Here is a 25,262-nt window from a genome sequence, read left to right on the forward strand (position 1 = left end):
TATGGCAATAACCCTTGTAATACTGGATAAAGACCCTAGTTATAGTGAATACTTAACTCATTATTTTCGCCGCTACTATAATAGTATTTTTCATATTGTTTCTTCTACAACCTTAGTGGCAATGAATATCTATTTACAAAATAATGACTGCATTTTTCTCATACATGAGAGCTATCGAGAAGATTGGTCAAATGAAGATGCAGAAGTCTTTTGGCTCTGTGAAGAGAAAAATAATGGGGAGAGGTTTCTGTATAAGTACCAGAAGGTAGATAGATTTATACATAAAATTTTAGAAACATCACAGAGAGAAGTAGATAATTTAAGCCTACTCAAAGGGTTAAAACAGAATATTATTGGTATCTATTCACCAATAGGGGGGATAGGAAAAACCACTATTGCAACCGCTTTAACAGGGCTTATAGCTCAACACGAAAATGTCCTTTATTTAAATTTAGAGCCGTTTCCTAGTAATGCTTTTTTAATGAATGAAGGGAATAAGTATAATTTTTCGGATTTATTACTGTTTGCAAGCAGAGCTTCTGAAGACATCAATATGTTAATTGAAAAAGTCGTTAATAGATATGAAACCTTAGAATTATATTATTTCAATCCCTATAATCGCTACGAAGATTTACTGGATACTGATGCAGGTACTTGGTATCGACTTATGCTAGCATTATGTCATAAATACGATAAAATCATCTTAGATTTTGGATCTCATGAGGATAAACAAGTGCTGACAGTATTCAATTTATGCCATGTTTTGGTGGTTTTAGTTTGTCATGAGCCATTTGCTAAGATGAAAGTAGAGAAGTGGTATAACTATCAGCAGAAGATGAGTAGAGATTTAAATATCTGCTGGGTAGCTAATAAGATTGATCAACGGGAGGAATCTCAAGAACCCTCCAGTGAATATGTTTTAGAGCTGGCTTATAACGAGAGTTATCTTCGCTTCAATAATTTTGAAGAGCTTTTGAGGAGCTCTCTTTTAGATAAATTAATACCTCTTTATTTATATTTAGAGGGAGGAGAGTCAGTTGATTGATAGATCATTAATGAATGAAATTATAGCTTTAGTCCGACAACGTGTTGATTTCAAGATGGAACAGAGTGATGTTTCTATTCAGAGTGCTATTGATGAGACAGTTTTAGAGCTAGCCAAAGAAAGATTATTGACAAATAAGGAACGCATGGATTTATCGATACAAGTATTTAATGCTTTAAGGCGATTGGATATTCTACAACCTCTTCTTGATGATCAAGACGTAACAGAAATCATGGTTAATGGACCAGAGAAGATTTTTATAGAAAAGCAGGGGCAAATTTTTAAACTTGATGCTTGTTTCGAAAGTCAATCTAAATTAGAAGATATCATTCAGAATATAGTTTCTAAAGTCAATAGGGTAGTTAATGAATCTAACCCTATGGTTGATGCTAGGCTTAAAGATGGCAGTAGAGTTAATGCTACGCTAGCTCCTGTTGCACTTAATGGTCCTATCTTAACCATAAGAAAGTTTCCAGAAAAACCTTTAACCATTGAACAGCTAATTGATTGGGGATCTATAACCAGAGAAGTAGCGGATTTTTTGAAGAAGTTAGTTGAAGCGAAATATAATATTTTTGTTTGTGGAGGTACTGGGTCAGGGAAAACCACCTTTTTAAATGTGCTTTCTAATTTTATACCTGAAGACGAGCGGATCATAACCATAGAAGACTCAGCTGAATTACGTATAGTTAAAGTAGATAATTTGGTAAGTTTAGAAACAAGGAATGCTAATGTTGAAGGTACAGGGCAGATCAGTATGAGGGATTTAATTAAAACATCATTAAGGATGCGTCCTGATCGAATAGTTGTTGGTGAAGTTCGCGGTGAAGAAGCTTTGGATATGCTTCAGGCTATGAATACAGGCCACGACGGATCACTGTCAACAGGACATGCCAACTCATGTAAAGATATGCTTAGTAGACTAGAAACCATGGTTTTAATGGGAGCAGATATTCCTTTAAATGCAATAAGGCAACAAATTGCTTCAGCATTGGATATTATGATTTACTTAGGAAGGCTTCGGGATCGATCAAGAAAAGTTCTAGAAGTTTCAGAAATAATCGCTTATAAAGACGGAGAAATTCTACTTCGACCTTTGTATCAATTTACGGAAACATCTAGGAGCACTAAAGAGAAAGTAGTTGGTGGTCTGAGAAAGACCGATCATATTTTGAAGCATCAATTAAAATGTCACATGGCAGGTATTAGCTTAGATTAAAAGGGTATTGTGGAATAGGAGTGTTGGATTTGGGTTTTATATTAGGGCTATTAATCATTTTAATTATTCTAACGATAGGCTATCTGATTGTAGGAAAAGATGCGATAAAACACGTGTTAGCTCATAAACTAGGAGATAAAAAGTCAACAGATGCATCTTCAGAAATAGATTACAATGATTATCAGTTAACCCAGAAGGAGTTAGTGATCTATTTCTTAATATTATCTAGCATCTTATTTGCATTAGGCTATATCTATTACCACCATGTTTGGATAGCAATTATATTTTCATCTATTGGTATTTATTTAATGAAGTTTATAAAGAGATATTTAAGAGATAAAAGAAAAAAGCAGTTAATAAATGAATTTAAAGAGGGGCTATATGCTTTGAATACTGCCTTAGGAGCAGGACGTTCATTGGAACAAGGATTTAGAGTAGCATGTGAAGAGATGGATCAAGATGCAAATCCGCTTATAGCAAAAGAGTTCACACTGATCATTCATAAAATGGATGCTAATGAGACTGTGGAGGGGGCTCTAATTGATTTTGCTAATAGATCCCATATTGAAGATATCAAAAATTTCGCAGATATATTAGTTACTTGTAAACGTACTGAAGGTGATGTCATGGGCATTATCAAGAGGACAATGACAATGATTGCAGAAAAGATACAAGTTAGAAGAGAAATAGAGACTCATATAGCCCAGAAGAAATTTGAGCAAAGAATTTTAATGGTTATGCCAGCGGCTGTTATTGTATTCCTGTCAATGACAAGTGAAGGTCTTTTGGAACCCATGTTTACAACTGTAGTAGGTAGGGGAATTATGACTGGAGCATTAATAGCTAATATCATCTGTTATTTTATATCAGCAAAAATTATTGATATTGAGGTGTAATATGGGTGTACTGAGTGGAATTGCTTTCATCATAATCTCCTTATTTATTATCTTGTGGCTAGTCGGTAAAAGACGATTTGGGGATATAACCAAGGAATTAAGTAAAAAGACATTTCCTTTTAAAGACTTTATAGGTATTGGACTCTTGGTATTGGAGATAATCCAATATCCTTATAAAATACAGTATGATAAAAAAATGATAAAAAAGTTTGAAGGACTTTATGGTACCCAAAAAGCTTATGAATACTATAAATTGTATTTAGGTGAAAAGATTACTTTTTGTCTATTGTTGATTTTTCTCTTTGCATTTTTATCCCTTATATATTTAATGCAAAGTTACACTTCTTCTTATCAGATGGTTGATAATTCTTTTTTTAGAGAAAAGGATGTGGACCATCTGATACCTATCACAATGGTGATAGAAGATGGAGAGAGGAAGATAGAGGAAGATATTAATCTTGTTGTACCAAAGATGGATAAGTCTTTGGAAGAGATGGAGAAACGTGTTAGTCAAGTAGTAGATAGATTAAGCTCACAATTAGAGCAAATGACTACACTGGATCATTCAATTGGCTTACCAAAAGTTATTAATGGAGTGACCATTAGATGGAAATCAGATAATCCTACCATGGATCACTCAGGAAATATACATTTTGATCAGGTTCCAGAAGAGGGAGTTAATATCCGTTTAATAGCTACCTTAACTTACTTAGATTATTCGGATACACTAGAGAGCACTCTTCGAATAATGCCTGAAGTACCCAAGGAGAAATCCTTAGAAGATATAGCTAAAGAAGTGCAAGAGGGATTAGATACAGGTAGATATACCAATGAGAAATCCATCAAACTTCCAACGAGTCTATCAAATGAAGGTGTACAAATCTATTGGAAAGAAAGATCCGAAAGTAATGTTCTACAGTTTTTTTCTTTTGGTATATTGATATCTTTTCTAGTATTCTTTGTGAGAGATGAAGATATAAAAAGGAAGATAAAAAAGAAGGATGATGCAGTTAAATTACAATTTCCCGATATGATCATCAAATTTACATTATTAATCAATGCTGGTATGACAACTTATAGTGCCTGGAATAAAGTTTGTATGGACTATGTGATGAATCAACAAAATCATAAAAAAGATATGCCTATGTATGAAGAGATGCTGGTCACACTTAGCGATATGAAGGGAGGGGTATCGGAATACGATGCTTATGAACGTCTTGGACAACGTGTAAGTGTAAGAGAAGTAAAGAAGTTTTCTAATATACTTACCCAAACTTTGCACAAAGGTAATAAAGATCTCATTTATAGTTTGCAAAACTTAGGGCAAGAAGCATGGGAGGAAAGAGTTGTTACAGCCAAACGGTTAGGTGAAGAAGCATCGTCAAAATTGCTATTTCCTATGATGATCTTGTTAATTATCATCATTATTATTGTTATGACACCTGCCTTAATGAGTTTGAATATATAGAATGTAAAATAAATCATGTGAGAACTGGAGGGAAAAGAATGTTAAAAGTACTCAAAGATTTTTGGCAAGAAGAAGAGGGGTTAGGGACCTTGGAGATTGTGCTGATACTTGTAGTTATTTTAGCAATGGCAGTGATATTTAAGAGTCAGATAGCTGCATTTTTTAATAATTTAATGAGCCAGTTAAAGGACTCAACGGATAGTTTGGAAAGGATTAATAGTGATTTTGAATCACCATAAGAAAAAAATATCAGGCAGTCTTACGCTAGAAGCTGCTATCATCTTACCCATTGTTATAGTGATACTCTTATTCTTAATAGCTCTATGTTTGATGCAGTATAAGAAGGTGTACCTACAAGGTTTGGTCAACAGGGTAACAAGGCAGGAAGCTCACAATTATAAGTCTGTGATGGGACAGCATTTATACTGGCGAATTTATGATCATAAGAAGAGTGATAAATTAGATGAGATACGAGACTATATAGAGGCTGAAAATGTCTTTATGAAAGAGGGGACAACGATTGAAGTACAGCTAGAAACAGGGTTAATAGGGGATTATTTAAATGTACATATACAGACACCCTTTAATTTTGGAGTGATTCCATTAGGCTTTATTCAGGTATCATCAAGATCAAGTGTAAAGGACACAACGGAGATGATAAGAAACTTTCAATTAATAGATGACTATGCAGCAAAATTACCTGCTTATGACATGATGAAGAAAAAGTGGGAAGCGGTAATCAACCAAGTCGTAGAGCAGATAGCTTTTGAGTATTAACAATCTAATGAGAAGTTATTGTGAGGGATTATATGGAGCAGAGAGGATCGATTACAGTTCTATTAAGTTCAGTATTCTTATGCTTAATTCTAATTGGATTAACATTAATTGATAGCACTTTAATCTATATGGGGCACGTCCAAGCTAATCGAGCTGTAAGCTCTGCTTCTTATTCTTTATTAGGAGAATATTATGTACCTCTCATGGAAGAGTATGGCCTCTTCGGAGTTAATCAACATATAGCTAATGATAAGAAAGCTAAAGATTATATAGTTAGCTCACTTAATCCTTACGAATACGTAGACAGAAAAGAGGAGTGGCAACTTTATCATTATGATGTTTTGGAAACATCTGTGGTCCATAAGGATATGCTGATTCAGCAGGAGATATTAGAAGCTCAAATTTTAGAGTACATGAAATATCGAGGGCCACTATCAGCCATTGAACCTTTTATTATAAAAGTAGAATCTATTGGTAAAGTAGCAGCAACGGGGCATCTAATGAAAGTGAAAGCTAGAGAAGTAGATGAACCAATTATTGAGCTGAATCATGAATATGAAAAGCTTATACAGTATGTTGAAGGTTTTAAACCAAAGAACAAAGTTGAAGACTATTTTATAAAGATGCTTATTGTACCGTCTGAGTATTATACAACCGACATTCCCGATCAATACATAACCAATCAATTAAATGCGCAACTACTGGTGTTAGAGGAAGTAGAATCATACATAGATAGTTTACCAACTATATTAGAAGGCATCTATACAATAAAGGAATATGAAATAAAGATTGACAAGATAGAAGAGGGAATTGATCAATTAGAAAATGACAGTATGACCAAGGAGGTATCTTCTGATGTGCAGGAGTCAGATAATCAAGAAACATCAGATACCATGGATGATTTTAACGGCTTAATAGAAGACTATTCTTTAAAAATTGGAGAAATAGAGAACAGACTCATTGATCATTATGGGAAAGAAGGTATGGAAAACTATAATGACTTATTATCATATATAGAAGAACGACATCAATCCTATAAGGTTACCTTTGATGAAATCCTATCTCTAACTCAGAAATCTATAAAAGTTATTGATAATATAGAGAAGAAAAGCAGCGATATAAATGAAGGTATTCTAACGATTAACGAGGATATTACGATTAATCAAGAGAAATACGATTTGAAAACGATAGAAAGTATAAACAAGGGATTGAAAGATATTGAGAATAAAATTTATAGTCCTCATGAGGACCTTGATATGTCGAATAAATCCTCTATAAAGAGAATGGGAGATATCTTTGATAGAAATAAAGATTGTATTACTTTATTGAATAATGAATTAAAGAAACATGAAAACTTACAAGATTTTCTATTAGGTGCAGCAGAAACTGCTGCTCAATCAAATGATTTTATAACTATGAATGAGGCAAATACCTATTTTAATGCATTGAAAATTGAATGTAATAATGTGAGTCTTAACTACTCGTCCGATATCCAATTTGAATTTGGTGATTTGCAACCGGATGCAATGGATCCAAAGGAGCATATGAATAATCAACTTCAAAAATCCAAGGATCATGAATTTTTAAAGAGTAGACAAGACAATCTTCTTACAGATGAGAATGGGCTTTACGAAGAAATGCCATCTATTATTTCACAAAATAAAAAGCAAGATGATGGCAGCTCTGAATTAACTATAGATGATGATGGTGCTTTTAAAGACAGTTTTTTTAATCAACTATCTCGCTTTGATTTGGGAGAGGTAACAGAAGAACTGTTATATGAAATTTATATAAACGAGTACATTTTAGAGGTTTTTAATGACGTTGTTGAAAGTGAAAAGATAGAGAATGACAGCCAATATATGCAGTACCAGGTAGAGTACGTTATTGGTGGACAGTTTAATGATTTCAAAAATGCCAAAATTGTTGAAGCTGAGATAGTGTTAATTAGAAGTGCTATGAACTTTTTGCATATCTTCAATTGTACAGAAAAAAAAGCAGCTATTAAATTTTTAGCTAATAGCATAGCAGGGTGGTGGTCAGCAGGAGTTGGTACCATTATTGTTCAGGCTGTGCTAATGGGAATATGGGCCATTGCTGAAAGTTTTGTGGATATTAGCAGGTTAATAAAAGGGGAAGAAGTAGCCTTTTATAAACTTGAATCCGATTGGGTGTTAAGCTTAGATGGAATGATAAGCTTTGGTATAGATAAGTTATCAGAAGAAGCCATTGAATTAGTGACTAACACCATTGATGAAATGGGGGATAAGATTTTGGAAACGGGGTCAGATATGATGGAGGATTTGAGTCAAATAACTTCAGATAATATAGAAGCTTTCTTAGAAGACTCGGCTAATCGTATGACGGATGTTGTTAAAGTAAGTATTGACCAGATGGATGAAGAGGTTAACCGTGTCATCTATGGTACAGCGGAAGCTATCATACTAGGTAAAGAAATACCTTCTTACCCCCATTTATATGATGATCTGGTGGTAACCTTACAAGAGGCTGTACTTGAAAAAGAAGAAATGATCAAGGAGTATGGTTATGATGTCCTTGATCAGGTAGTCGACTATACATTGGATAAAAGTATGGATATCATAAATGATTATCGGGAAAAACTGATTGAATCAGGTAAAGAAGTATTGGGTAATCTTACGAATCAATTACAAGAAGATATCAAGTATCAAGCTACAGATGTAATAGAAGGAACAATGCAAAAATGGGATGAGGAACTAACGGCTTATGTCAAAGATGTACCTTTAGATGATACATTTGGAGAAAAACCTTCTAAGGTTCCAAGTATTCGGTTTGCCTATGTAGATTACTTACGGTTATTACTTCTCATTCAGCCTGATGATATAAAGATGTATAGGACAGCGGATTTAATTCAGTTAAGTATTATAGAGGACTACAATGAGGACTTTCGATTAAGCAATTATACCACAACAATACAAGTAGATTCTGTTGTAACGAAGCCATTATTATTTTCCAGGTTTCTAAATCTATATGTTAAAGAAGAGAATCGAATTGGAGATGGCGTTAAATACGAGGCTAGATGTGAAAGTACCTATTAGTGAGGGGATGGTATGAGTATAAGTCGGTATAATAAGGGATCATTAACTGTTGAAGCTGCTATTATAATGCCGTTATTTATACTTTCAATTTTTACGCTCATCATGGTGATGAAGCTTATCTTTCTACATGATATGGTACAATCTGCTTTAACAGAAACTGCAGAGGATATAGCGGCCTATGGTTATGTATATGATACTAGTGAATTATTGGACGTTCAAAAATCCATGGATGATTATTTTGAAGACAGTTTTGACTATATGGATACGTCGGAAAGTCTTATTCATAAGTCAAATATTTTAATAGGGCAGTTAGAAAGTGCTATTCAGGAATTACAGAAAGAGGAAGTTAATTACACAGAACCTGCTTCTATTTGGGATCAAATAAGTTCCTTGAAAGATGAGATTTATGCTTGGATGGAGAATATAAGTGACTATTCTCAGAGTATTATCAATTATGCAGAAGAGATGACACATAATAATCTATTCAAGAGTGCATTAAATCAAGGATATCTTTATACGAAAGCTATTTTAAGCGATGTAATTATAAAAAACATTTTCAAATCCTATCTTATTAATGAAGAACTAATCAAGTATGGTATTAAAGATGGTTTGAAAGGTATGAATTTTACTGAATCCAAGTTGTTTTATAGTGAGGCTGGCACTGATGATCTGATTCTTCTAGTTGTACAGTATGAGGTGAATTTACCTTCATTTATGAAAGTTTTAGACAGTGTTCAATTAACTAATACTGTTAAGACAAGAGGGTGGACTGGTGTTGGTAGAGATGACTTGGTGAAAGCAGGAATAAATAATGAGAGCCGGGCGGGGAATGTTGAAGATGAAGAGCTCTCTGACGATACCATTGTTTATATTTTTAAAACAGGTACTAAGTATCATCTAGCGGATTGTCCCAGGTTAAATATTACTTATTCCATCAAGAGTGAAGAGGAAGCCAAAGATCAAGGCTATTCTAAAAGTAAGAGATGTGGGCATCTTATTGAACATGGTGATGACGTTTTGGTAACAAAAAACACTTATCACGCATTAACATGTACCTTTATCATTCCTGATGTAATAGCTAAAACCTTTGAAGAAGTCAAGGATGATTATGAACAATGTAATTGTGAGGAATTTTATGGAGGGAAATAATGATGAAGAAAACAAGCCTACTGATATTGTCACTTATCTACATCATAGTAATTGTTTATTATTATGGATTTAATATGTTGACTTATTCTTACGTCACTTTATATTCGATGCTACTCCTATTAACCATAGATGATTTAAGAAATAAATTGATACCACTTGATCTTATTATTTGTTTTGGTATTTTCTCGGTGATTTTATTACCTTTTAACCCGAGTGTTTCATTAATCTGGACCATTATAATTACTCTCATAACAGTCATTATACTATATATTGTTCATCTTTTAACTCATGGAGGGATCGGATTGGGAGATGTGTGGGTTATAGGTATAAGTATGCTTATTCTGGGATGGCAGAATGGATTAACCCTTTTAATGGTTTCACTTTTATGCTCAGGGTTATTAAGTATTCTCTTATTGATCATGGGAAAAGTTAATCGAAAGGCTAAAATCCCATTTATCCCTTTTATGTTAGGTGGCTTTATAATATTAACTCTAATCTAAGAGAAGAGTGTAAAACAAAGTGCTTTTCTACACAAATAATAATAATTGTGAAAAGTGGTGACTATGTTGAGTATTGATTATTCATTAGAAAAATTATCTCATAATGATAAACATTATATGGTTATAAAAGATCTTAAAGAAGAGCATATCCTCCAATATCAGCTGCATATGTTGTTAAATAATGATTTATCTTATATATGTGCCATAGAGAAGCTAGAGAATAACAATTTACATACCCTTTATTTTGATAGAACTGGGTTACAATCCATAGAGACTTATTTTGAAAATAAAGCAATCAATAAAAAGCAATATGTTAATTTACTTCTAGATATTGTAGACATTTTATTAAGAGGAGAACATTATCTATTACCACATCATCAATATGTTTTTGACCCACAATATGTGTTTATACATGAGGAAACGCAGAAACCCTATCTTATTTTTTTACCTATTAAAGATGAAAGATTAGTTGATAATCCGCTGAGTAGATTGATCAGTTTTTTGAATCAACTGCCTAAAAGTGATGATCTTTTGGACTTGAGCTTTCGCATAGAAGAGCAACTAGATCAATACACTACAATAAAGCAGTTGAAATTCCTATTACAAGGTAAATATAACAAGCAACAGAGAGCAATTCCAGCTTTGAAAAAAGATGTAGAAGTAGCAATTGAAGATGATGGAAAGAAACGAATAGCGATGATTATTGTATTAATTCAAGTACTAATAATCTGCCTAGTAATTTTCTCTATGAATTTAGGTTTATTAGGAGGAGTAGATATTACTCAAATCATGGCCATCATGATTATCTTTGGAGCTATAGATCTTCTTTTCTATCATAGATATAAAAAGCAAGTTGAAACTAGAATAAGTAATAAAGAAGTACTTGTCAACGAAAATGGAGAAGGTTTAGTTGTATATAAAGAAAAAGGTGAGTACTATATTTGTTTCACAGAGACAGAAGGCGTCTCGTAGATGATTTGCAAAGAAAAGGATGATTAGCATTGAATAAAAGGAGATTGTTCTGGTTAATAAGTTTATGGTTACTAGCGTTCATAGTATTGATTGGACCCTATGCTATCCCTGTCAATATATTGACTGCGACTATTACAAATGAATTTTTTGAACAAGACTGGGGGATGAAATCAGTTATTAAAATGGAGAACCCTCTAGAACAAGATACTTGGATGCAATTATTAACAGAACAATATGCCATAGAACTTGAGACTTATCTTGATCCTGAAAATCAAAGTGGTTATGCTTTAATCAAATTTTCTAGTGATCTTAAAAAGGAAGAGTTAATGGAGGTTAAAGTGCTTTTAAATAATCAAACTCTATGGATGAAACCTAGTATATTTAATCAAACCTATAAGCTAGATATGGATGAAAGTTTAAATTTTTCTTATGTTGAAGAAGTCAGTGATCAATTAGTATTTCAAGAAAAGATCAAGTTTGACGAGTTGGAAGTAATAAAAGGGGAAAGGAATTTTAAGTGTTGGGCAAGAGTTATTACCAGTAGTTATTCAGTAGGAGAATACTCTGGTTCTATTGATATTTACTATGTACCATACATGGGGATACAAAAAATCATCAATACAATTAAACTAGATGGTGATAACCATATAATTATTGAAAGTCATCTAGAAGAAGTTGATGTAGACTTATCAGATATGGACATGACGACTCCAGTGAATTTAGACACCTTGGATATTTTTGATTTAGTTATGGATAACTTATATAAATAATATAACTGCTAATTCAGTAACCTTATATAAAAAAGCGATGGAGGTTAAAAATGAAAAAGTTTCTATGCATCATATCTATTATTCTAATAATGTCAACAGTTGTTACAGCAGCTATACCTTTTAGTGAACGTGAGGGGAAAGATGTACATGAGATATTTAGAGATGTCAACAAAGGTGAGTGGTATAATAAATACCTGGTACAACTTGTAGATGATGGTTCCATTGATGGCGTTATAGAGAATAAGCAAAGATATTTTAAGCCAAACGATCAATTAACCACTGCTGAATATATAACAGCCTTACTAAAACCAGTTATCGGTGTCCAACCATTTGAGACAGGACAACCCTGGTATTATAATTACGCGAAAATTGCAGAAGATAAAGGGCTTATAGATGACAAAAACAGCAGTACCATAGATAATGATATAACAAGAGAAGAAATGGCTTCAATTGCAGTAGCTTTCTTAAAGGATCAAAACAATTATAGTCCAGTATCTACAGAGAAGTATATAACCAGCATCAATGACTATCAAAGTATTGATTCAGAACATAGACAAAGTGTGCTTTATTGCTATGGAACAGGGATATTAACGGGTTATTCAAATAGTACATTTAGACCCCAAAACGTTCTAACAAGAGCTGAAGCAACTTCTGTCATTGCCCGAATATTCTATGAAGATTTAAGGCAACCAGTAGAGATAGATAGTACGAATGAGGTACAGGTTGTAGAAGGAATAACGGTAACGAAAGATGATTATATAGAAAATGAAGCAGGTACCATTTTAGGGATGGAAACCGTCGGTGAGTTTGCCAAAGTCCTCTATGATAACTTGTACTTCTACTTGAATGATGATGGTTATATATGTGTAAAGGGTTATGTGCCAGAATTGCCAGAGAATGCTGAGTGGAGTGGGTCGATAAAAGTATTTAATAAAGAAACAGGTGGAACTTCAATTAAAATACTTTCTGATTCTTCTAATAATAAATCAAAGTCAAACCAACTAGCTTTCTATGAAGGAGAAAATTTTGATATTGAATCAACTGTTATATTTGAAGATATGTTATATATTTTTGCAGATTTTTCAGTAACCAATAAAAATGATATAAATGCAGGTATTGTAAGGATGAGTTATTATTCAGAATACTTTATTACCTCTACAGAGTTAGAGGGAATAAAAAATGAATGCTACTATCAGGATTATTATAATGGAAATATTGATGTTGCTATTCTGTTAGACTGGCAAAGAATGATTATTTGGGAGGAATAATACTATGAGGTTTATTTTTAAACTCCTAATAATTAGCTTGATAATAATGGCATTTCCCATGATGTGTAAAGCAAGTGATAGATCCAAATATGATATAGAGAATGAAGATATTCCTAAAGATGCTAAGCTTTTAGGAGAGACAACTCCAGGAGTTTGGTTTTGGCGCTATTCAGATGGTAGTTGGAACTTGGGTGATGAAGCAATGTTAAAACATATTGATTTTATGACAATCTTAAGAGATCCCAAAAAGTTGAGTAAAGAAATGTTTAAAGATGACAATATGCTAAATTGTTATGTTGATAGTGGATTTCAATCTGAATTATTAGTAGATGCTCTTTCAAATCCTGATAAGGAGCTTAAGCTTTATTTAAAAGTGAATAATGACCATTCCTTTTTTAATCAATTTTCTAGTAAAGCAAAAGTTGAGGAAGAAACGCTGATACCTCTAGAAAATATTATGATGCTTAGTGATACGAATGACTCATCTATTAATCCACGGTACAGTATTAATGATGAAGGGATTGTAACAATCTATTTTATTCCAAAATATAACTATAATGAATTTGATAACTTCGGTGATCTAGGTGTAAATGTTATAGGTTTAAATTATCCAAAAGAGGGATACGGAATTAATGCATACTCGATTTATAGTCATACTGGGACTCATATGGGTATGGCTAAAGGAACGCACGATATACTATTAAACTCAAGATATTATGATAACAAACGTGTTCCTTATGATGCTATTTACACAGATGGTCCTAATGGCATGATAGACATCAATGAAGCCGACTCCATCGATGGGGAAACTAATCCACAACTCTACACTCAGTTATACGAAGATGATGGTTATACATATAAATCTACTCATTCGGAACCTGTTGCAGCTGATACCATTCAAATTGGTGATGGAACTTTTGTATCTGGAGGTTCTATTGGCTACCAATTCGTTTTTCCTCTAGCCGTTTACTATAAGATCATTGATAATACTGGGATACCCGTAGAGTATATTACTGAGGAAGGGGATTTAATTAAACAAAGTAGTGTAGACAGTGAAAATGGAGTTATTAACTATACTTTTGAGAATGAAATAGCTACATATGACTTTAAAGAAAGCTATGTGGTTTATGAAGATGATGGAAAAGTAAATCAGTCAACGGAGTCAATATTAAGTCATACAATTATCAATGATAATGAAGTGAAGAAAATCGTGGGTGTTTATACCCGTCAGCCTGTAAAGTATACAACAACGGGTATAATTCAAGCTGATGATCGAGGGTTGGAACAATTTGATACAACACAGGCAATACCGTCATCTGAAGATATCTATGTGAATACTTTTGGTGATGAATACATATGTGAGTATCAATTTATACAACGAAGTGGTACAAAGTCTTATGATATTACGGTGAAACGTACCTACGATTTAAGTTGGTCAGAAACACGTACGCGTTCTGTAACAGACTACCATATAAAACCATGTGAAGACAGTGATGATGATGGAGTCAAGGATACCTGCCCAGGACATAAAGATACGGAGACATATACAGTAAATTTATCTGATACTCAAACAGTAAGTAAGACCTATACTGTCACGAGAAATTACTCATACTATGAAATTGATTACCTTTCATTATATGGACTTCTGCAAAGTGATGTATCTAATGAGGTATTGCCAGATGGACAAATAACGCTATTACCAGAAAATTATCAACCACCTTCGGTGGATACATGGCATAGTAATGATATAAATGACCATATCATAGAGCCTATAGTTAGTGAATTAACTCTTAGTAGAATAACTTATAATGGCAGCTCACCTCCAAATGAGAATTGGTCTACGAAAGCTGAAGACTATGTGGGGGAAATACAAGTCAGAAACGATAGAGTTATATTTAATACTGATATAATAATGGATGATAATTATTATACTGTTCATGGACCTTCCTATCAAAACATACCTAAAAGTCCAGTTACATCGGATGCAGTATTTTACGAAAAAGATTTAACGATTAATCCTCTAAAGAAAAATGGCGTTTATACGAGTACAGCATCTATTACATATACAAAACTTCATGAAGAAAATATAGCAGTTCCAGAAACAAGGGTATTAGTCATTGAAGATATTAATGATGTGACAGTACACACGCCGGTGGTTTGTCATAAAGAACAAGTTAGCCTTTATAATGATCAAGCCTTCGATCAACAAATTAATCCTGTGAATGAACGAGCAGCAATGATTTTAGGACGAGCCAATAGTATTAAGTTCATTCCTCAAGGTAATCACTTAGCTATAAAAGGTTATGGCGATAGAGATTATACGAAGTATACAGCTGATAAACAGGTTCTATTTCCTTTTGATATTTATATCGGCTTTGATAGAGATGGCGATTTTGTTCCAGCCAATACGTGGTATTCTTTAGATATGACAAAAGATGAAATACCCATCTACTTACCAAGTTGGGTGGATGAAGGTGATTACAACGTTAAGTTTAGAACAATTGCAATCAATGCTGAACTTGAAGATTATGAGAAGGAAGAAGAATATGCGAATTTAGATCGTGATCATTATGTAGCTACAAGAACAGTCCCCGTTAGAGTTATAGGTAGGCTTTATGGATTCAAAATAACAGATATCAATGATTATCCTGATTGGCAACTTGTTTTTAGAGAAGACGAAGATACTGTCCGACATACTGGGACTTATTATTACTCAGGTATACTAGATGAAGATGGTAGATCTAAGGACCGTGCAGAACAGTATACTATACCTTTGGTAAAAGGGAGTCATCCTTCATATGATACCATCGGACCTATGAAAACAGGTTATAAGTTCAATTTTGAGTTAGAAACAATGGGTAACTATGACGGTGATTACGATGGTATTTGCATCAAGCCTACTTTTTTCTTTGTAGATACACAGGGTAACAATAAGCAAAAAGTTGATTTGTGGTACTCAGAGAAAATAGGTGATGAACAAGTCTATTTTGTTCAAATTGGAAGTGAGAGAGATGAAGGAGTAGACAATAAGATTTTTATTTCTCTTGGTGATCCATATCGAAGTGTACCAGATGAAGAATTGAACCATACAAGTCAACTACATGGGATGGAGAAGGAAGAATTTAAAAACTACCAAGCTTATATAGGGCATTATTATGAAATCATTCTATCAAAACCTGTTAAAACTTTTGTTGGTAATATAAGTGGTTTACCTACTGATGTAGATCAGGATCAAGTTAGTAGGTCTGTTCAAAAATACTATGGGCAGTATGGTTTACCTGCTAATCTATATATTTCACCTGAAGGGACAGATGTAGTGGAGTATAGTCGTACTAATAATGGCTTAGATGGTTATGAGAGTTTTTGGCTAAAGGATGGCTATCTCATTATTCATTTCGATATCAATACATTCAAAGATAAGGCTATTGAAGACATACTATTAGATTATGGTGATCAAGCTGAAAGATGTAACATGTGGGATATAGAAGGTTATATACAGGTAAAAACCGATAGCACAGGGGTGAATTTACACTTTGAACTAGGAGATATCATGCTCTATTACGGAGATGAAAGTGCCATTGATGATTACAAAGTTGGAGGCACACATTAAAAGTAAATAAAAAATAAAAAAAGAGATTGAGATTTGCGACTGTCATGAATAGGATGGTCGCTTTTGTTAATGTATTAGTTATCGAACAGAATATGAAAAAAAATCAATAACTTTAGGATTTCTTAATATTTACTATGCTATAGTTATATTAACAGGAGAAGTAGAGGTGAGAAAATGATAATAAAGATCTTAAAAAAAGATATTGTAAGAAACAAGGTTATAACAGCAGCTGTTTTTATATTTATCACTTTATCAGCACTTTTGATGGCAAGTGGTTCAAATATGTTGATTGATTTAGGTAATTCCCTCGATTATTTATTTGAAGCTTCCAATGCACCACATTTTGTTCAATATCATACAGGGGAGTTTGATCAGGTAGCTATTAATGATTGGTCTTTTAGTAATATATCGATTAAACAGCAGCAAACAAGTGAAATGATTAACATTGAAGGTTCTAAGATCTATTTAAATAATAATGAGGAATCGGAAGCAGATACTGTGATGGAAATGGGGTTTGTTAAACAAAACGAATCCTTTGATTATTTACTTAATTTAAACAATGAAAAGATTGAGGTTGAAAACGGTGAAATTGCAGTGCCTATCTTTTATATGCAAAAGAATGGATTAGAGATAGGTGATCCGATATTCATTAAAGATAAAAAACAAACACTAGCTTTTACCATAACTGATTTTGTAAGAGATGTTCAAATGAATCCATCAATGGTTAGTTCAAAAAGATTTGTAGTTAGTAATGATGACTTTATTGATATAAAGGAAGAATTCGGTGAAATTGAGTATATTATTGGATTTCAACTCTATGATCTGAATGAAATACCTTCTTTTAGGAATGCGTACAGTAGCTCAGGATTACCACAAAAAGGAATGGCTGTAGACTATGAACTATTTGTGGCATTGAACAGTTTAACTGATGGGTTAGTAGCCGCTGTAATTATATTTATTAGCTTTTTACTTAGTCTTATTGCTTTACTATGCTTGAGGTTTACAATTCTTGCTACGATTGAAGAAGATTTTAAAGAGATAGGTGTGATGAAAGCGATTGGTATTTTACCAAAAGCTATTAAGAGGATCTACCTATCAAAATATGTTTTTTTAGCTTCAACTGCTACCTTCGTTGGTTTCATAGTATCTATCTTTTTAAATCAGCTATTTTCAAGAAATATTAGATTATACTTTGGAGTAGCTCCAAAAGGTAATATAGAAAAGATGTTACCTTTAGTTGTTGTATGTAGCATCTTTATTATAGTGGTAGCATTCTGTGGAATTATTCTAAAACGATTTAATAAGATTTCAGCCATTGAAGCTATGAGAATGGGCAATACCGGTGAAACCTATAGAAGTACAAAAGCATTGGCTTTATATAAACGACGACTGATCAATCCAAATGTTTTTATAGGAATTAGAGATGTATTTTTAAGGTTGAGATTATATGCCTTGCTATTCTTTGTTTTTGTGGTATGTACATTTATCATGATTATACCTCTGAATTTTTATAATACCATACAGTCGCCAGATTTGGTGAAGTATATGGGGATGGGAAGAAGTGATATATATCTACGTCTGTCTAATCAAAATGTCCAACTTTTTAATCAAATAGTTGATTACATCAAAGAAGATCAAGATATTGTAAAGTATGCTCCTAGTGTAACTAGTAAGTATGAAATCATCAATAACGAAGGTTATGAGGAAAGTATTTCTATTGAAACAGGTGATTTTACGGTATTTCCAATTGATTATATAAGCGGTGTAGCTCCCATTCTAGATAATGAAATTGCTTTATCCTATTTAAATGCTAAGGAGTTACATAAAGAAGTTGGCGATTTTGTTGAAGTGTTAGTTGGTGAAAACCATAGAACAATGATTATAAGTGGCATTTATCAAGACATAACAAATGGTGGTAAGACGGCTAAAGCTAATATGGAACCAAACCATGAAGCGGCATTATGGTATATAGTTAATATGGAAGTAACTTCAAATGTTTCAGAGAAAATTGATGAATATGAGGATATTTATCCTGAAGCCAAAATAACTGATTTAGAAGGTTATTTTCACGAAACTTTTGGCAACATCATAAATCAGCTTAAATTTTTGACGATGCTTGGGGTAGTCATAGCCATAGTAGTGTCTATATTAATTACATCACTATTTTTAAAAATGCTCATTGCTAAAGATTTATCTCAAATAGCCATTATGAGAAGTATTGGTCTTAGACTTAAAGATATAAAGATACAGTATATTACCAGAGCACTTGTAATATTAAATTCTGGTATTATTGTTGGTACGATCATTTCTAATACAGTAGGGAAAGGTATACTTGGTATTGTGTTATCAACAAGAGGTGCTTCAAATATTGAACTTGTTGTCAATCCATTAGAAGCTTATATTATCAGTCCAGTGGTGCTAATGATCATTGTGACATTTACCACGTTAGTTAGCATAGTTGCAATTAAAGAATTTAATATCTCTGATATCAATGCAGAATAAGGAGGGAATAGCGTGAATGATATATTAAAAGTAAAAAATTTATGCAAAACATATATTGTTAATAAAAGACAGCTTCATGTACTTAAAAATGTAAATCTGAAAGTTAAAGAAGGTGAATTTATCGCAGTTATGGGACCTTCAGGTTCGGGTAAATCTACCTTACTATATAATGTGAGTGGTATGGATAAAATGACAGCTGGTAATGTTATATTTGATGGTCATCAACTTGAAAACTTATCTGAAAAAGATTTATCTAATCTTCGTCTGAAAAAGATGGGTTTTGTTTTTCAACAAACTAATTTATTGAAAAATCTTGGAATTATAGATAATATTATTTTATCAGCTTATATGGCTAAAGATAGAAAGCGTAAAGATGTGAATAAGCAAGCCATTGAACTTATGAAACGAACAGGTATTATTGAGTTAGTGGATAATGACATAACACAAGCTTCAGGTGGGCAGTTACAAAGGGCTACCATATGCAGAGCTCTAATTAATAACCCTAAAATTATTTTTGGCGATGAACCTACTGGTGCCCTTAATTCTAAATCAGCTAATGAGATAATGGAAATTTTTAAGGATATTAATGATGAAGGGACTACAATCATGATCGTTACCCATGATGTAAAGGTAGCATCAAAAACAGAGCGTGTTTTATATATGATAGATGGTAAAATAGAAGGGGAATATAATTTGGGGAAATTTAATAAAAATATGGATGATAGTAAAAATAGAGAATCTAAATTATCACAATGGTTATTAGCCATGGGGTGGTAATAGGGGGTACATTATGGAATCTATACTATTAGTAGAAGATGAAAAAGAATTGGCTACGGTGACGAAAGACTATTTCGCTAAAGAAGGTTTCTCAGTGAAGGTTATTCATAATGGGAAAGAAGCTTTGGATTATTTATTGTTAAATCCTGTGAAATTATTAATTCTTGATATTATGTTACCTGGTGTGGATGGTTTAACCATATGTGAAACCGTTAGAAAAAAATCCAATATACCAATTATTATTATTAGTGCAAAAACAGGTGAGGATGCAAGAATACTTGGAATTGAACTGGGAGCGGATGATTATATTGAAAAGCCATACTCAGTGAAAGAATTATTTGTGCGTGTAAAATCTGGACTCAGAAGGTCTTATGAATTAACGGTGGATAAGGATAAATTAGTTGACGGTAATTTGCTTATTGATACTGTTGCAAGGCAGGTTTATCTAAAAGAGGAAATGATTCCTCTAACAATTAAGGAATATGAACTTCTTAAAATACTAGTTGAGAACAAAGGTCGTGCTATGCATAAAGAAAAGCTTTTTAATAGAGTGTGGGGTGTGGAAAGTTATAGTGAAATATCGACTCTTACAGTTCATGTTAATAAATTAAGAGAGAAAATAGAAGTAAATCCTAAAGAACCGAAATCAATCGTTACGGTATGGGGTGTTGGATATAGATTTGAGGGGATGGTATGAAAAGAAAAATTATTGTTACAACAGTAGTTTGGTTGTTGATTTTAGCTGCTATACTATTGGCCATTTTTGGTAACCAGCGAGAAACTGAAAAAGCTTATAAAATAAGTGTAAATAGGATACAAGCTAGGCTATCAACTGACCTGAAGCAAAACAAGGCAATCATAAATAATTTATTAGATGAAGTACTATTTACAATAGACACAATTGATATTATTGATGTAAATTTAGATTTAGATGATCAAATAAAGGCTTTTTTTCAGGTAGATAATGCGTATAAAGATTTCGTAGTTTTTATGCCTATCGAAAATACTAGTTTTATTGTTCGATATGATTTGAAATCTGATATTGACAATACACGTAATCAAGTTATGCTGCTAAGTACTATCATAACTTTAGCCTATATTTATATTATGGTTAATATATTTTTATTTGATAGAAATATGATAAAACCAATGGAAAGATTATCAAAAATCACAAAGCAAATGGCAACAGGTTATATAGGTGAAATTAATCTTCAATATAAAAATGGTTACGTTAAAGACTTTATTTGGAGTTTAGATATGCTTAGAGAACAGTTAAATTATGAGAAAGATAAAAATGCTGAACTAGAAAAACAGAGAAAAACATTGGTAGCCGGATTATCACATGATATTAAAACACCATTATCATCAATTAAAAATTATACCATAGCATTAAAAGAAGGTGTGTATGACAGTTATGATGAAAAGAATCAAGCTTTAGATGTTATCTTAGAAAAGACAAATATCATTGAAAGATTGACTAAGGACATATTGGAGTCATCATTACAAATTATAGATGAGATAGTGATTCGGACAAAAGATACATATTTGTTGGATATACATAAAGAATTGGACCGTATCATACATCAAAAAATTGATTTACTTCATATGAAATATGTTGAACCTGAGATGGGTAGTAATCGCTTGTTAGCAGTTGATTTAGATCGTTTGTTAGAAGTTTTTGATAATATTATAGAAAATGCTTTAAAATATGGTGATATGCAATCTTTATCTGTAAGTTATGATACAGAAGAGAGTTATGAGCTAATTTCAATTAGTAATACTGGAAGTTTCATACCTGAAACTGAAATCAAACATATATTTACCAGTTACTATAGAGGATCGAATGTGAGTGACAAACCAGGGCATGGGTTAGGACTCTATATATCAAAGCAGATTATGAAGAAAATGAATGGTGATATATTTGCTAAAAACACTGATGAGGGTGTTAGTTTTGTCATTGTTATAAAGCAAGCTGGATGAGGGTTATTCCGCTGTTTCACTTGACACAGTGCGGATTCTATATGATATAATAGAATGTATGTTCGCGTACTAAGGTATTGTTATCAAAGGTATTTGTAATCTAGTAATCAATATTAGGAGGAAGCTATGATCAAAAAACGAGTGGAATATAATAAAATGTACTATGGATTCCCTGTAATTCTTGTCGCTTATTATGACAGTGAAAATAGACCTAATATAACTACACTTTCATCGTCTTATTCTTTAGGGGAGATGATTGTATTAGGTTTTGGAAAGAACAGTTATGCAGTAAATCACATCAAAGAAGGTATTGATTTCACTGTTAATATACCTGACAGTTCAATGATGAAAGAGATTGATATCTGTGGAGCTTACTCAGGGCATAAAAGTAATAAATTCAAACTCAGTAACTTAGGTTACAAAAAATCAGAAATTATTAATGCTCCAATTATACAAAATTGCCCTATATCATTAGAGTGTACTCCTGTAGATGTCATAGAGAACTCTTTTTTTGAAAGCTACGTAAATATATTGGCGAAGATAAAAGGACGTTTGGTTAGTGATGTTTTACTCGATGATAATAACAATCTCATTTATGATAAGATAGATTCAGTTGAATATTTAGGAGATGATAACTTAAGAGTTTATAGATATTTAGATAAAAATAAGGTGCATCATTCAAAAAGTTTTCTAAAGAAATAAATTAGAAAATTAACTAAGTCTAAAAGCATATACTGCAAATTTAATTCAATTTATTAGTATATGCTTTTTGATTTCTCTAAAATTGAGATATAGATTCTTATATGTATAAGCCTTGTAATATGGAGTTAACTAACCATCCTACTAATATGTAATAGAAGAGGTGAGAACTTTGAAACATAAATTTATTGAAGCATTAAAATCTAATAATTTAGAACAACTTAAAAACGTTCATAAGAGTGACCTACATAATCATGCAACAAGAGGAGCTGATATTCGATTCATTGAAGAGTGGTGTAAACAGGATTTGGAAAGAGCACCTCATAAGTTTGATAATTTAATGGATATGCAAGAATGGTATAACAAGACTATAAAACCTGTGTGTATAGGAAAAGAAGGTTTTTTAAAAAGGATAGAAGGGGCGTTTAGGCATGCGAAGGAGGATGGTGTTAAGCTTCTTAGTATGAGTTTTGGTGTAGGAGACGCTATCTTTTTTGATAATAATTTAGAATTATACGTAAAAGCAATACATGAGACGCATCAGAAAGTGGCTAAAGATATGCAGTTTATACCTGTAATTTGTTTTGGAAGGACGCCTGATATTAAACCTATTGAAAAATGTTTTGATGAGATTCTTAGTTTAAACTACTTTAAATCAATCGATTTAGTTGGTGATGATACACACTCTGTTAATAATTATAAGAATATTTATAAGAAGGCTAAAGAGAATGGTTATATACTTAAAGCCCATGTTGGTGAATTCGGAGATGCAGAATCTATAAGAAAAGCTGTTGACATATTGGAATTGGATCAGGTTCAACATGGCATATCAGCTGTTGAATCAAAGGAAGTAATGAAATGGTTAGCAACCAACAAAATTCAGCTTAATGTATGTCCAACGAGTAATGTAATGCTTAAGCGAGTTGAGGACTATAAGTCCCACCCTATTCAAGAGTTATATCATGTCGGAATTTCTGTAACAATAAATACGGATGATATGCTCATATTTAATCAAAGTGTTTCCATGGAGTACTTAAATATTTATAAAGCAGGTATTCTAAGTGCGTCTGAATTAAATCAGATAAGGGAAAATGGTTTAATTCTATAACTTAAGATAAGCTGTCTTGACATTAGATCGTTGTTAGATTCATCACGAATTGTTATACTATAACTAAATAGTAATATGACAATTGTGGAGGCTGATTGCGATGAGAGATATCCTTATTCAATATATGAAGCGTTTCACTGATTTTAGTGAAGATGCATTAAAAAGCATCGTTGCAGATGTTCCTATTGAGGAATTCAAGAAGGGAACCATCCTTCTGCATCAAGGAGAGGTTCCCAAAAAGTGTTACTTCGTATTAAAGGGGTGTGTTAGACAATTTGCAGTAGACGAAACGGGCAAAGAAACGACCTACAATTTTTTTGCAGAAGAGCAAGGAGTGACCATCTTCAATCAACACACTAAGGATAAGGCATCAAAATATTCTTTAAGCTGCTTAGAAGACTGCGTACTTGTTGTAGGTGATCTATCCATTACGGAAGATATGTACGACAAGCATTCAGGTCTGGAATCTATGACTCGTATGATGATAGAAGAAAACATTGGTGAAATCCATGATAACTTCGCGGTGTTTATGGCATCTCGCCCAGAGGAACGATATAAGGCGCTTCTTGAAAAGCGCCCTAATCTCATTCAACGAGTACCTCAGCATCAGTTAGCTAGTTTTTTAGGTATAACACCTGAATCCCTTAGTCGGATTAAGCGTCGGTTAGAGGTGCACGACCACCTCTGATCAGGAGCCAAATACCAAAGCCCAGTTCACCAGCAATCATTGGAATACTTAAAATCATTTCTAATATAGATGTTATCGTATCAAGTTTTGGAAAGAATCCATGTAAGAGATGGACTAATATATAGCTTATACCCGCTAGAGTAAGTAGTATGCTGATTACTTTTGGAATTTTTTTAGTTTTTAGTGCTATCAGACCGATGGCTAAAAGATGTAGACCAAAGATAATTAAGCCCAGTGACCAAACTGATTCAAAGGTCTGTACAGCTATCATGATCTGAGGAGCAAGAGCCGTAGGGGATGAGGCAAAAAGTTGTTCACTTTGATTTATCAGAGTACCTACTTGAACAAGGTTCGCTATTGCAATTGCCAGAATAGCGGTGTAGATAAGTCGAAGCCAAGCCGCTAGTAGTGAATAACCTTGTTGTATTGGCTTTAGGTAGATGTAAAATGCCCATGAAACAACGATATCCAATATCAGAATGATGAGCCAGCCAAGTATTTCTGCTCTAAATAAACCTGCAGATGCCTGGAGGTTTTCTAATGTTGCGATTGAATCACCACTAATAATTAATGAGCTATGAATATAACCGTATGAGAAAAAAGCAGCTAGTGTCATGATTAGCAAGGAAATCCCTGCAATTACTGCTGATTGACGAAGTTGATTTGTATCTTGTTGTAATGCATTCATCTTATGACCTCCTTAGTCTTTTGATAGTATTGTAATTGAAAAATCAAAAGCATGCATTGACTTAAGTCA

21 protein-coding genes are annotated in these 25,262 nt (G+C 32.9%); 20 read left to right on the top strand and 1 reads right to left on the bottom strand.

Annotated elements, in window-relative coordinates:
* Position 1: 1 nt before the first annotated feature.
* From C1Y58_RS22470 to C1Y58_RS22565, 20 genes are all read left to right on the top strand, one after another.
* On the top strand, positions 2-1,045 hold the full coding sequence (locus C1Y58_RS22470; protein ID WP_105619048.1) for a P-loop NTPase family protein: 1,044 nt from the start codon (positions 2-4) through the stop codon (positions 1,043-1,045).
* 10 nt (positions 1,046-1,055) lie between these two features.
* Complete coding sequence (locus tag C1Y58_RS22475) at positions 1,056-2,264, top strand: TadA family conjugal transfer-associated ATPase (RefSeq protein ID WP_105619171.1); 1,209 nt, start codon at positions 1,056-1,058, stop codon at positions 2,262-2,264.
* A 29-nt stretch (positions 2,265-2,293) separates the two neighbouring features.
* On the top strand, positions 2,294-3,160 hold the full coding sequence (locus C1Y58_RS22480) for a type II secretion system F family protein (protein ID WP_105619050.1): 867 nt from the start codon (positions 2,294-2,296) through the stop codon (positions 3,158-3,160).
* A 1-nt stretch (position 3,161) separates the two neighbouring features.
* Positions 3,162-4,628 (top strand): hypothetical protein, encoded by a 1,467-nt coding sequence (locus C1Y58_RS22485; RefSeq protein ID WP_105619052.1) that lies wholly within the window; start codon positions 3,162-3,164, stop codon positions 4,626-4,628.
* Positions 4,629-4,666: 38 nt separating this feature from the next.
* Positions 4,667-4,867: a Flp1 family type IVb pilin gene (locus C1Y58_RS22490; RefSeq protein ID WP_105619054.1), complete on the top strand. Its 201-nt coding sequence runs from the start codon at positions 4,667-4,669 to the stop codon at positions 4,865-4,867.
* Entirely contained in the window at positions 4,854-5,405 is a 552-nt protein-coding gene (locus C1Y58_RS22495) for a TadE/TadG family type IV pilus assembly protein (protein ID WP_105619055.1), read from the top strand. The genes C1Y58_RS22490 and C1Y58_RS22495 overlap by 14 nt, the downstream gene beginning before the upstream one ends.
* Before the next feature lie 32 nt (positions 5,406-5,437).
* Positions 5,438-8,482, top strand: a complete 3,045-nt coding sequence (locus tag C1Y58_RS22500; RefSeq protein ID WP_105619057.1) for a DUF5702 domain-containing protein — start codon at positions 5,438-5,440, stop codon at positions 8,480-8,482.
* A gap of 12 nt (positions 8,483-8,494) precedes the next feature.
* Positions 8,495-9,631: a TadE family protein gene (locus C1Y58_RS22505; protein WP_105619059.1), complete on the top strand. Its 1,137-nt coding sequence runs from the start codon at positions 8,495-8,497 to the stop codon at positions 9,629-9,631.
* Positions 9,631-10,131: a prepilin peptidase gene (locus C1Y58_RS22510; RefSeq protein ID WP_105619060.1), complete on the top strand. Its 501-nt coding sequence runs from the start codon at positions 9,631-9,633 to the stop codon at positions 10,129-10,131. The genes C1Y58_RS22505 and C1Y58_RS22510 overlap by 1 nt, the downstream gene beginning before the upstream one ends.
* 63 nt (positions 10,132-10,194) lie before the next feature.
* Positions 10,195-11,103 (top strand): DUF6382 domain-containing protein, encoded by a 909-nt coding sequence (locus tag C1Y58_RS22515; protein ID WP_105619061.1) that lies wholly within the window; start codon positions 10,195-10,197, stop codon positions 11,101-11,103.
* A gap of 29 nt (positions 11,104-11,132) precedes the next feature.
* Positions 11,133-11,873 carry a hypothetical protein gene (locus tag C1Y58_RS22520; RefSeq protein WP_105619063.1) on the top strand — a complete coding sequence of 247 codons (741 nt, stop codon included), beginning with the start codon at positions 11,133-11,135 and terminating at the stop codon, positions 11,871-11,873.
* Between the two features lie 50 nt (positions 11,874-11,923).
* Positions 11,924-13,141, top strand: a complete 1,218-nt coding sequence (locus C1Y58_RS22525) for an S-layer homology domain-containing protein (RefSeq protein WP_105619065.1) — start codon at positions 11,924-11,926, stop codon at positions 13,139-13,141.
* 4 nt (positions 13,142-13,145) lie between these two features.
* Positions 13,146-16,751, top strand: coding sequence for a DUF5704 domain-containing protein (locus tag C1Y58_RS22530; RefSeq protein ID WP_105619067.1), 3,606 nt, complete (start codon positions 13,146-13,148; stop codon positions 16,749-16,751).
* 174 nt (positions 16,752-16,925) lie between these two features.
* Positions 16,926-19,253 carry an ABC transporter permease gene (locus C1Y58_RS22535; RefSeq protein WP_105619069.1) on the top strand — a complete coding sequence of 776 codons (2,328 nt, stop codon included), beginning with the start codon at positions 16,926-16,928 and terminating at the stop codon, positions 19,251-19,253.
* Positions 19,254-19,265: 12 nt separating this feature from the next.
* Complete coding sequence (locus C1Y58_RS22540; protein WP_105619071.1) at positions 19,266-20,030, top strand: ABC transporter ATP-binding protein; 765 nt, start codon at positions 19,266-19,268, stop codon at positions 20,028-20,030.
* Positions 20,031-20,043: 13 nt separating this feature from the next.
* Positions 20,044-20,727 (top strand): response regulator transcription factor, encoded by a 684-nt coding sequence (locus C1Y58_RS22545; protein WP_105619073.1) that lies wholly within the window; start codon positions 20,044-20,046, stop codon positions 20,725-20,727.
* On the top strand, positions 20,724-22,010 hold the full coding sequence (locus C1Y58_RS22550) for a sensor histidine kinase (protein WP_105619075.1): 1,287 nt from the start codon (positions 20,724-20,726) through the stop codon (positions 22,008-22,010). The genes C1Y58_RS22545 and C1Y58_RS22550 overlap by 4 nt, the downstream gene beginning before the upstream one ends.
* A gap of 126 nt (positions 22,011-22,136) precedes the next feature.
* Positions 22,137-22,712, top strand: a complete 576-nt coding sequence (locus tag C1Y58_RS22555; RefSeq protein WP_105619076.1) for a flavin reductase family protein — start codon at positions 22,137-22,139, stop codon at positions 22,710-22,712.
* A gap of 169 nt (positions 22,713-22,881) precedes the next feature.
* Positions 22,882-23,817: an amidohydrolase family protein gene (locus C1Y58_RS22560; protein ID WP_105619078.1), complete on the top strand. Its 936-nt coding sequence runs from the start codon at positions 22,882-22,884 to the stop codon at positions 23,815-23,817.
* Between the two features lie 100 nt (positions 23,818-23,917).
* Complete coding sequence (locus C1Y58_RS22565) at positions 23,918-24,505, top strand: Crp/Fnr family transcriptional regulator (protein WP_105619080.1); 588 nt, start codon at positions 23,918-23,920, stop codon at positions 24,503-24,505.
* Here C1Y58_RS22565 and C1Y58_RS22570 read toward each other — a convergent pair.
* Positions 24,471-25,193, bottom strand: a complete 723-nt coding sequence (locus C1Y58_RS22570; RefSeq protein ID WP_105619082.1) for a DUF4386 domain-containing protein — start codon at positions 25,191-25,193, stop codon at positions 24,471-24,473. The genes C1Y58_RS22565 and C1Y58_RS22570 overlap by 35 nt on opposite strands.
* Positions 25,194-25,262 lie beyond the last annotated feature (69 nt).

The organism is Vallitalea okinawensis, assembly GCF_002964605.1.
GTDB classification, from domain to species: domain Bacteria; phylum Bacillota; class Clostridia; order Lachnospirales; family PQDH01; genus Vallitalea_A; species Vallitalea_A okinawensis.

Coding starts and splice junctions, on each gene's coding strand:
- C1Y58_RS22470 (WP_105619048.1), top strand. CDS start 2: ATGGCAATAACCCTTGTAATACTGGATAAAGACCCTAGTTATAGTGAA.
- C1Y58_RS22475 (WP_105619171.1), top strand. CDS start 1,056: ATGAATGAAATTATAGCTTTAGTCCGACAACGTGTTGATTTCAAGATG.
- C1Y58_RS22485 (WP_105619052.1), top strand. CDS start 3,162: ATGGGTGTACTGAGTGGAATTGCTTTCATCATAATCTCCTTATTTATT.
- C1Y58_RS22490 (WP_105619054.1), top strand. CDS start 4,667: ATGTTAAAAGTACTCAAAGATTTTTGGCAAGAAGAAGAGGGGTTAGGG.
- C1Y58_RS22500 (WP_105619057.1), top strand. CDS start 5,438: ATGGAGCAGAGAGGATCGATTACAGTTCTATTAAGTTCAGTATTCTTA.
- C1Y58_RS22505 (WP_105619059.1), top strand. CDS start 8,495: ATGAGTATAAGTCGGTATAATAAGGGATCATTAACTGTTGAAGCTGCT.
- C1Y58_RS22510 (WP_105619060.1), top strand. CDS start 9,631: ATGATGAAGAAAACAAGCCTACTGATATTGTCACTTATCTACATCATA.
- C1Y58_RS22515 (WP_105619061.1), top strand. CDS start 10,195: ATGTTGAGTATTGATTATTCATTAGAAAAATTATCTCATAATGATAAA.
- C1Y58_RS22525 (WP_105619065.1), top strand. CDS start 11,924: ATGAAAAAGTTTCTATGCATCATATCTATTATTCTAATAATGTCAACA.
- C1Y58_RS22530 (WP_105619067.1), top strand. CDS start 13,146: ATGAGGTTTATTTTTAAACTCCTAATAATTAGCTTGATAATAATGGCA.
- C1Y58_RS22535 (WP_105619069.1), top strand. CDS start 16,926: ATGATAATAAAGATCTTAAAAAAAGATATTGTAAGAAACAAGGTTATA.
- C1Y58_RS22545 (WP_105619073.1), top strand. CDS start 20,044: ATGGAATCTATACTATTAGTAGAAGATGAAAAAGAATTGGCTACGGTG.
- C1Y58_RS22550 (WP_105619075.1), top strand. CDS start 20,724: ATGAAAAGAAAAATTATTGTTACAACAGTAGTTTGGTTGTTGATTTTA.
- C1Y58_RS22555 (WP_105619076.1), top strand. CDS start 22,137: ATGATCAAAAAACGAGTGGAATATAATAAAATGTACTATGGATTCCCT.
- C1Y58_RS22565 (WP_105619080.1), top strand. CDS start 23,918: ATGAGAGATATCCTTATTCAATATATGAAGCGTTTCACTGATTTTAGT.
- C1Y58_RS22570 (WP_105619082.1), bottom strand. CDS start 25,193: ATGAATGCATTACAACAAGATACAAATCAACTTCGTCAATCAGCAGTA.